7 protein-coding genes are annotated in these 9,275 nt (G+C 57.9%); all 7 read right to left on the reverse strand.

Going from position 1 to position 9,275, the window contains the following annotated elements; translation table 11 throughout:
* Positions 1 to 239: 239 nt before the first annotated feature.
* Positions 240 to 3,299 carry a chemotaxis protein CheA gene (locus tag KH208_RS14320; protein WP_291437416.1) on the reverse strand — a complete coding sequence of 1,020 codons (3,060 nt, stop codon included), beginning with the start codon at positions 3,297 to 3,299 and terminating at the stop codon, positions 240 to 242.
* 69 nt (positions 3,300 to 3,368) lie between these two features.
* Positions 3,369 to 3,737: a response regulator gene (locus tag KH208_RS14325; RefSeq protein WP_008683895.1), complete on the reverse strand. Its 369-nt coding sequence runs from the start codon at positions 3,735 to 3,737 to the stop codon at positions 3,369 to 3,371.
* A 135-nt stretch (positions 3,738 to 3,872) separates the two neighbouring features.
* On the reverse strand, positions 3,873 to 4,538 hold the full coding sequence (locus tag KH208_RS14330) for a chemotaxis protein CheW (RefSeq protein WP_291437419.1): 666 nt from the start codon (positions 4,536 to 4,538) through the stop codon (positions 3,873 to 3,875).
* Positions 4,532 to 5,308, reverse strand: a complete 777-nt coding sequence (locus KH208_RS14335) for a ParA family protein (RefSeq protein ID WP_062252099.1) — start codon at positions 5,306 to 5,308, stop codon at positions 4,532 to 4,534. Before KH208_RS14335 ends, KH208_RS14330 begins: the two co-directional genes overlap by 7 nt.
* A gap of 12 nt (positions 5,309 to 5,320) precedes the next feature.
* Positions 5,321 to 6,157 carry a protein-glutamate O-methyltransferase CheR gene (locus tag KH208_RS14340; protein WP_050801240.1) on the reverse strand — a complete coding sequence of 279 codons (837 nt, stop codon included), beginning with the start codon at positions 6,155 to 6,157 and terminating at the stop codon, positions 5,321 to 5,323.
* 563 nt (positions 6,158 to 6,720) lie between these two features.
* Entirely contained in the window at positions 6,721 to 8,658 is a 1,938-nt protein-coding gene (locus KH208_RS14345) for a HEAT repeat domain-containing protein (protein WP_009301567.1), read from the reverse strand.
* A 26-nt stretch (positions 8,659 to 8,684) separates the two neighbouring features.
* The coding region (locus tag KH208_RS14350) for a CheB methylesterase domain-containing protein (RefSeq protein ID WP_291437424.1) at positions 8,685 to 9,275 on the reverse strand (591 nt) is incomplete at its 5' end.

Below are 9,275 nucleotides of genomic sequence, written 5' to 3' on the forward strand. Positions count from 1 at the left end.
TAGGCTTGAACAACTCTATCGTATGGGAAAGGTGTTTTTTGTATAACAAATTTTTTCCACCCGCATAGCGGGTGGATTTCTGTTTCGCTCGCCATAGCTAGCTCAACTGGCTAAAGCCCTTTATGTGTAAGCGCCCGCGCCTGTCATGACAGGCGCGGGCGGCTTGAATTTTTGCTGCCGCATGGGGAGGAGCGAGAAGGCCGGAAGATGGAAAAGGGAGCTTGCGCTCCCCTCAATTGTTATTGCTTTGCTGTGACGGCGGATTGTTGCTGCTGTTTGCCCTGGTCCCCGCCAGGCCCCATGCTCACGGCCTTTGAGGTGGACATGAGGTAGATCTCATGCGGGTCAAGAATCAGAATCACGGAGCCGTCGCCCATGATAGTGGCTCCGGAAATGCCCTTGAGATCGCCAAGATACGCACCCAACGGCTTGATGACAATTTCCTGGCGCTCCAGCAGCTGATCCACGACCAGGCCCAAGCGGCGTTCATTGTCATGGATGACCACCACGGACAGGACATCAGGCAGAGGATCGGTACGCGGCAGGCCGAGCATTTCCGAAAGTTCCACAATGCCCAGCACTTCGCCGCGCAGGGTGACGGCCTTGCGCCCCTTGACGTCGGTAAGACGTTCAAATTCGATCTTGGTGGTTTCCGACACGGCGTCCAGCGGAATGGCGTACATCTGACCGGACACATTGACCATCAGAGCATCGATGATCGCCAGCGTCAGCGGCAGGCTCAACGTGAAGCGTGTGCCCTTGCCCACTTCGGAATAGGTGTTGACACTGCCTTTGAGATTTTTGATGTTGGTGCGCACCACGTCCATGCCCACACCGCGCCCGGAAATATCCGTAATTTTTTCGGCGGAGGAGAAGCCCGGCGCGAAAATCAGTTCCATGGCCTCACGGTCATCCAGCTGCGCCGCTTCCTCGGGCGTGATGACGCCCTTGCGGATAGCCACTTCGCGCATTTTATCCGGGTCAATGCCCTTGCCGTCGTCTTCAATCTCAATGGCGACGGAATTGCCCTTGTGAAAGGCGCGCAGGGTGACCTTGCCCTTGGGCGCCTTGCCCGCAGCAACTCGCACGTCTTCCGATTCAATGCCGTGGTCCACGGAGTTGCGGATCAGATGCACCAGGGGATCGCCGATAACCTCCACCACGCTCTTGTCCAGTTCCGTTTCTTCGCCTTCCATGATCAGATCGACTTCCTTGCCGCTTTTGCGCGAAAGGTCGCGGACCAGGCGGGGGAAGCGCGAAAAGACCGAAGAAACGGGCACCATGCGGACTTTCATGATGGTGTCCTGCAAATCGTCGGAAATACGGGCCATGGCGTAGGTGGTTTCCGAAAGGCTCTGGGCCACTTCCGAAATATTCACGTTCTCGCCGCCGCCTTCAAGGGAGCGGGCAATAAGGGTGTAACGGTTGCGGTTGATGATCAGCTCGCCGATCAGATTCATCAAATGATCAAGGCGCTCGTGATCTACGCGGATAGTGGAGGAACTCTTGTGCGCTTCACCCGCCGGAGCGGCAGCCGACGCTGCCTTTGCGGCGGAAGTCATGGGTTTGGGCTTGGCGGCGGCCGACGCGGGGGCGGGAGCCGTTTGGGCGGCTGGGGCCGGAGCGGAGGGAGCTGATGGGTTTGGTCGCGCCGAAGTTTTAGGCGTGGGCTCGGTTTTGACTTCCCCGGCAGGCGAGGGAGCGGATTGCTGCTTGGCCGCCTCCGGCTTGGGTGGTGCCGTTGCGGCGGAAGTCGCCCGGGCTTCGGGAGTCTTGGAAGAAACCTCGGGTGCGGAAGAGGTTTCGGGAGCCTGGGCGGATGAACCCACGTCAGGGCCGATTTTACCTTCGTCCAGCGCCTTTTGCACCATATCGTCGATAATGCTTACTTCCTGGCTCAGCAGGTCAACCATCAGTCCGAAATCAATGCCGCTGATGCGGCCCTGATCCACGATGCCCGCCGTGCGTTCAGCGTAGACCTTGATTTCCGTCTGGCCCACAAAGCTGCAGGCGTTTCTGACGGCGACAAGACAACGGTATACAGCGTCTATGGATTCCTTGTGACTGCCGTCTTTTTGGAGCGTTGCTAGGGCGGCGCGGATGATTTCGATCTGCTGGCGCACCGTCACGCGAAAGACTTCGGCGTCGTCGCCCTCGGAACCTACGGGAATAATGGTGGGATTGACCACTTCCACAGGCGCGGCCTCTTTTTCCGGGACCTCGTCCTGCGTGTCGCTGCCGTTGTCCGCCATGCCGGGCGTCCCGTTCTGGGCAGCCAGCAATTCTTCGGGCAGAGAAATAGCGCCCCCGGCCAGAACCTGCTGTAACTGTTTGATGACCGGGCTGGTGTCGAAAGGCGTGGCTTGGCCGCTGGCGACCTCGATTTTTTGCACCAGGCCTTCCATCACGTCCGCAACCAGCAGGAGCAGGTCAATAAGCTCATGGCTGGGCGTGATTTTGCCCTGGCGCACATTGTTGAGCAGCGTTTCGGCTTCATGGGTCAGGGCATTGAGCTCATTGTAGCCGATAATGCCGCTGTTGCCCTTCATGTTGTGGAAAAAACGGAAGAGATCGTTGACCAGATCGTCCCGGCCGGTGGGGTTTTCTTCCAGTTCCAGCAACCCGTCATTCAGGCTCGCGATAATTTCATAGGATTCGTCGATGAAATCCTTGAGATGGCCTTCGCCAAAAGCGGTAAGCGCGTAGGACTCGCGACAGGGCAGAGCGGCGACCCATTCCTTGGTGCTCAGACCCGGGCTGTCATTGTCTTCAGCCGGGCTTCCTGCAGACTGTGCCGATGCCTCGGCTTTCGCCACCGGTTCGAGAGCTTCGGCGGCAAGCGGAGCGTCTCCCATCGGAGGCGCGGCCTCTTGCGGCGCGGCGGGTTCCGGTTGGGGCGTGCTGTCGCCGGCCATAATGGCTTCGATCTGCGCCATGATGTGCTCGATTTCCACATCGCCTTCGGCATTGGTGACTTCGAGATTGTCGATCATCTGGCGCAGGGCGTCCGTGGAGGCCAGGATTACATCCATGATCTCCGAGGTCACCACCATGCTGCCTTTGCGCAGTTCATCCAGGATATTTTCGGATTTGTGAGCCAGCTGGTTGATACGGTTCAAGCCCAGAAAGCCGGAAGCTCCCTTGAGAGAGTGCATGGGCCGGAAAATATCGTTGAGCAAGGCCAAGTTGTCCGGAGTTTTTTCAAGCTCCAGCAGATTCGGCTCGATGGTTTCGAGGTGTTCCTTGGCTTCAGCGATAAAATCCGCGAAAAGTTCCGGATCAAAAAATTCCTGGCTCATACCCATACCTTCGTTTGGCTGAAAGAGCAGAAGTGCTCCAGGTGGGGCACATACTGCTTTTCTTATCGGCTAGCCAAGAAGCATCTTTATGTTCCGGACCATTTTTTCCGGCTGGGCGGGTTTAACCATGTACAGGTTGGCTCCCAGGCTCATGCCGGTCTGGATGTCCTGTTCCTGGCCTTCGGTGGAAAGCACGATGATGGGGATATCCTTATAGGCGTCCTGCGTGCGAATGGTCTTGATGAAGGTGAAACCGTCCATACGCGGCATATTGACGTCTGAGACGATCAAATCCACCGGCTCAAGGCTGTACAGCTTTTCAATGGCGTCCAGCCCGTCTTCGGCGGTACTGACTTTGAAGCCTTCGGACTTGAGCACAAAAGCCACCAGATTGCGGATGGTCTTGGAGTCATCAACGACCATAATGTGTTTAGGCATAATTCGTTCCTGTCCGTCATATGTGGGACTGTCATGGATTCCGGAATATATCTGGACACGTTAGTCAGTCTTTGTCACTTTTGCAAGCAGGTCTTTCTGAAAAAATTATTTGTAATGATGCAAAAACACGGCATATCAGGTTGCAAGAAGTTTTTGCACAATCATGTCAGGAGCAAGAATGCCGCATACATGATCATTTATATCGGCTATCCCGCATAAAAAATCCGCACTGGTGCCCAGCTGAACTTCTGCATTCCAGGTTATTTTATCTTGTTCAACAGTATGCATAGTTTGCACTTTGTCGATAATCAGACCTAGTTGCATTTGTTCAGCGGTGCAGACAATGATGAAACTCTGCGGCGTGTAGCGATAGTCCCGCTCCAGGGTGAGCAGGGCGTCCAGATGGAGCAGGGGAGTTACGCGCCCGCGCAAGTTAACGACCCCGGCCACAAACTGCGGGGCCAAGGGTAGCCTGACCAGTGGCATATGCCGCAATACTTCCTGAATGGCCGTCACGGGCAACAGAAAGGTCTGCTCCCGCACAAAAAATGAAACCATCTGAACGCGGGCTTCGTTGCGCAACCTTTGCTTCAGTGAAAGCTGTTGCGTCGTCGCCGCTGTCTCTCCGGCGACCGGCAACGCCGCGTCCGGTTCCAACACGGGCAGACCGGCCAGAGCGTCATTGCCGAGATACTTCTGGACGAAAGCCTGCTCAGCGTCGCTCAACCCGTCGTGCGTGCAACGAGAATCCAGTGCCTCAAAGCACTGGTCGGAAAAATATTCTTCCGGCGTCTTTACCATAAACCGAGCACTTCCTCAGCCAGGGCGTCATAACTCAGCGCGCCCCTGGATTGCGCGTTAATATCGTAAATAGTGCAGCCCAAGGCGCTGGCTTCGCGAAAATGCGTGTCCACGCCGATGATTGTTGTGAAGAGGGCATGTCCCATTTTGCGCCGCATCAATTCCAGCACTCTGGTGCAGGCCTTGGCCCTTTTATCATACATGGTGGGCACCGCCCGATAACGGACGGGAGTCGGCAGCACCTTGTTCAACGTGTGCAATGTGTCAAACAGTAATTTAAGGCCGTGCAGAGCCAGAAAATCCGTCTGAATGGGGATAATCAGCAGGTCGGCCGCCACCAGGGCGTTGACCAGCAAAATGCCCACATGCGGCGGACAATCCAGCACCACAAAGTCATAGCCGTCCGTGAGGCTGCATAAGCTGCGGGCCAGTACGCTGCCCTTGGCGCTGCGCTCCCGGAAATCCACTTCCAGCTCCGAAAGACGGATGCTTCCCGGCGCGATATCCATCCCCTGCAAGACCGCCGGGCGGATGAGCTCCGGCCAGATTTCAGGCCAGGCGCCGTCCCGCGCCAGAAAAATATCATACAGGCTGGTGCGCAGTTCCTCCGGATAAATCTTGGCGTGCAGCGTAGCGCAGGCATGCGGGTCAAGATCCAGTAGCAGGATCTTTTTACCGCGGCGTGCCAGCGCGCTGCCCAGCGTCAAGGATGTAGTGGTTTTGCCCACCCCACCTTTCTGATTAGCTATGGCCAGAATTTTCGCGCCCATGACGGCATAGCATCAACCCAGTTTGCGGTAGACGATTGTACCCTTGTGATGCTCAAGCTGGAACGCTCGGCTGATATTGTGCAGCGATTCCGAATGGCCGATGAGCAGCGCGCCGCTGGGTTCCAGATTATCGTAAAAGGCATTGATGACCTTCCGCTTCATTTCGTCGTCAAAGTAGATGATGACGTTGCGGCAGAATACGATCTGCGATTTCTCCACCCGCCGGAGCTGTTCCTTGTCGCTCAAGTTGATCTGCCCGAAGGAGATGAGCCGCTTGAGCATGGGGTCCACTTTGTAAAGATTGCCTTCCTTCCCGAAGTAGGTGGAGACAATTTCCTTGGGCGTGGTGCGCAGGGCGTATTCATTGTACACGCCGCGCCGGGCCGCGGCGAGCACGGCTTCCGAAAGGTCGTTGGCCGTGATCTTGATGTCCCAAGTGCGGATGTCGCTCTTAAGCACCTCATGCAGGATGATAGCCAGCGTGTAGGGCTCTTCGCCCGTGGAACAGCCGGCGGACCAGATTCTCAGCTTCTTCTGGCCGGACTTTCTGCATTGCTCCAGGGTTTCAGCCAGCACGGACTTCTGGAAGACCTCCAGTTGCGGTGGATTGCGGAAAAAACTGGTTTCATTGGTGGTGACCACCTCAAAGAGTTTGTTCAGCTCCTTGCGCCGATTGGCGTCGAAACGCAGAAAATTGTAATATTCATTATAACTTTTGAGGTTCAGTTCCTTGATCCGGTTGGAGAGCCGGTTTTCCACAAGATATTTGCGGTTTTCGGCAATAAAGATGCCGCATTGCAGATAGATGAAATCGCGCAGCAGCACGAATTCCTCGTCGGAAATCTGCAAATCCTTGCGAAAGGGCGAGGTGGCCCGGAACGCGGGAACCGTCTGCCCCTGTGGCCGGAAGGCCGAACCGGGCTGCAGCGTCGGGCGCTGGGGTTCGGCGGTCTGCTGACGGAGCAGGGAAGGACGCGCGGTGCCGGTCGTGCCGAAAGCGGATGCCGGCGCTGTTCCGTCCGCCCTGGCGGCAGGCTTGGCAAGGGAACGCAACGGAGACGTCGTCTGGCTCTGCCTGTCCGCTGGCGTCTGACCGGCGGGTCGGAAAGTGGAAAACGGGCGCGTGCCGGTCTGGGGAGTGGCGGGTGTACTTTGCGCGGATCTGAACGGCGAGCTCGCGGGTGCGTCAGCGGCCGGGGCAGGCGTTCTGAAAGCCGATCCGGGCTGGTTTTGTCCGGCGCCGGAAAACGCGGATGGCTGTCTGGGCTTGTACAGCGAGGTGGGCCGCTCCGTAGCGCCCGTGGCGGCGGGTTGAGCGCCGGGCTTATTCTCGGAGGCCTCTGCCTTGGAGTCCGATTCGCCGTTTTTGAATAAGGACGTTTTGGGAAAAAGCGTGGGAGGGGTAGCCATAATTACTCCTGTTCCGCCTGAATGGCGGCCACGGCATCAGCCGCCGCATGCTGGATTTCGAGATCTTCGTGATCCATCATGCCCAGCAATACGCTGAAGGCGACATTGCCGCCGATCCTGCCCAGCGCTTCAATGATCTTAAAAGCGATCATGGGACTCGCGTGTTCCAGCATCTGCGCCAGGGTGGGCACGGCTTCGGTATTTTTATTCACGCCCAAGGCTTCAATGGCGCGGATACGTACCCAGTCGTTCTCATCCCTGAGGGCGGTGACCAGATGCGGCATGACCGCCGATGTGCCGATTTGCCCCAGAAGATCCACCAGTGCCACGCGCACATCTTTGTCTTCGTCAAACAACCGGGGCAGCAGGCGAGGCAGATAGCGCTCCGCCGCGCCGCCCATGTTCAGAAAGGACTCCACCGCCACCCGGCGGATGGCGGGATCCGCGTCCTCCAAAGCTTCCGTGATTTCCGAAAGGTTCTCGGACACGCTGTAACGCCCCAGAGCATACACGGCCATCATGCGCTGCATGGCATCGTCGCTGCGGAAGCGCTCTTTGAAGCGCTCGTTCAACTTGGAACTGTGCAGGTTGATGCAAGCCTCCAGGGCCATTTCCTTCACGTCCACATAGCGGTGTTCGAGCTGGCTGAAGACCACGTCCTCCACGTCCGGACAGGTATGCTGATTGCCGAAAAAGACCAACGCGCTTTTAAGCACTTCTGCATCTTCGCATTCGTCGATGATGGAGAGGAAGAAGGGCATATCGTCGCAACTGCCCAACTGCGCCACTTCCGCCACGGCGGCTCGTTGCAGTTCGCGGCTCACGCGCCAGAAGAGGTTCTTGATTTCCTCCACCGGGCGGTGGTCATCCATGAGCTGGCAGGCTTCCATGGCGATCATGATCCGATTTTCGTCCGCGCTACGCAAGGCGTCGCGCACAATATCGTTGTAGCCGATGGAAGCCAGGGCCCTGATGGCGGCCTCATACAGCTCGGCCTTACGTTCCGGGTCCAGCTCGGATGCCAAGTCGAGGATGGCGCTGCTGGCCTCTTCCTTGCCGATGGCGCTGAGGCCCTGCAGGGCGGCCATCTGAATATCCTCGTCATTGTCGGAAAGCGCATCCAGGAGGTAGGCGCGCAGGCGCTCCTGGGATTTGGCGGCCAGGAGGGAGAGCGAGCGCCCGCTCAGAATCTGGACAATGGCCTTGACGATCTTGTGGCGCAGAATCACGCTGACGTTTTCCAGAGAATTGAACAGCAGAGGGATGGTTTTGATGTCGCCCAGACCGCCCAACGCGTCAATGATGGCCGAGCTGACCAGCATGGAAGATTGCGGTAGCAGTTGCACCAGAGCGTTGATGGCTGACGGATCCTTGATTTTGGCCAGGGCCTCCACCACGGCAAACTGCACCCATTCCTCATCGTGCATGGCCTGGCAGAGGTCGCCCACGGACTCGGGGAAGGCCAGGTTGCCCAGACTGACGGCCGCCTGGTAGCGCACATTGACTTCCGGATCCTTGAGCAGCGCGTCGCCGAGCAGCAGCGCGGACTGGTGGCTGCGGCAATAACCTAGAATATCGGCGATGAAGATGCGCAGGTCGGGATCGTCGTCGCGGAGGTAGGGCTGCATGCTTTCAATGCTGTCCACCCCGATTTCCCGCAGGATATCCATGGCTACATTGCGCACCGGCGCTTCGTCGCTACGCAGCAAAGGCAGCAAAGCCTCAATGGCTTGCGGCCCGCGTATTTTGCGCAGGCCGTATTCCGCGGCTTCCTGCACGCCGATGTTTTCGCTTTTGATTCGTTCGCAGAGCAGAGGCACAGCCTCTTCCATGCCCATATCGCCCGCGCTGAAAGCCGCGCTGCGGGCGTTGTCGTTGTCACCGGATCGAAGGGCTTCGAGAATCTGCGCCGCGCTGTATTGCGAATTTTCCATGCTCATAGTGGGGTATCCTGATGAAATACGGGTCAGCCTTTGACCGTAGAGATAATGGCTTGAGCTATATCGTCGGCATCCAGAATCAGATTGGCGAGTCTGGCGTCCACCACGGCCTTGGGCATGCCGTAGACCACGCAGGATGCCTCATTCTGGGCAATGAGGCAGCCACCCTTTTCCTTGAGAATACGGGCCCCTTCGCAGCCGTCGGAACCCATGCCCGTGAGCATGACCCCCATGGTACGGCGCCCAAGACAGCGCCCCGCCGTTTCCATGAGCACGTTGACTGTGGGCTTGTACAGCGCGTCGCGCGGCTCATCGGTCACGGCCACTTCGGGCAGGGGGCCGCGCATGCGCACGCCGATATGCTTGCCGCCCGGACAGACATAAGCATGGCCGTTTTTAAATTTGTCGCCGTTAACCGCCTCGGAAACCGAAATTTTGCACACGCTGTCCAGACGCTTGGCAAAGGGACCGGTAAAGGTGGCTGGCATATGCTGGGCGATGAGGATGCAGGCCGGAAGATCGGCGGGCAGGGCGGAAAGAATTTTCTGCACCACCGGCGGGCCGCCCGTGGAAACACCGATGATCACCAGATCACGCGGCCCGTGGCAGGGCGTCTG

This window comes from Desulfovibrio sp. (assembly GCF_018379785.1).
Lineage (GTDB): Bacteria > Desulfobacterota > Desulfovibrionia > Desulfovibrionales > Desulfovibrionaceae > Desulfovibrio.

What these genes read in the sequence shown, in the direction of transcription:
- KH208_RS14325 (WP_008683895.1), bottom strand. Translation starts at nt 3,737, where the DNA reads ATGCCTAAACACATTATGGTCGTTGATGACTCCAAGACCATCCGCAAT.
- KH208_RS14345 (WP_009301567.1), bottom strand. Translation starts at nt 8,658, where the DNA reads ATGAGCATGGAAAATTCGCAATACAGCGCGGCGCAGATTCTCGAAGCC.
- KH208_RS14320 (WP_291437416.1), bottom strand. Translation starts at nt 3,299, where the DNA reads ATGAGCCAGGAATTTTTTGATCCGGAACTTTTCGCGGATTTTATCGCT.
- KH208_RS14335 (WP_062252099.1), bottom strand. Translation starts at nt 5,308, where the DNA reads ATGGGCGCGAAAATTCTGGCCATAGCTAATCAGAAAGGTGGGGTGGGC.
- KH208_RS14330 (WP_291437419.1), bottom strand. Translation starts at nt 4,538, where the DNA reads ATGGTAAAGACGCCGGAAGAATATTTTTCCGACCAGTGCTTTGAGGCA.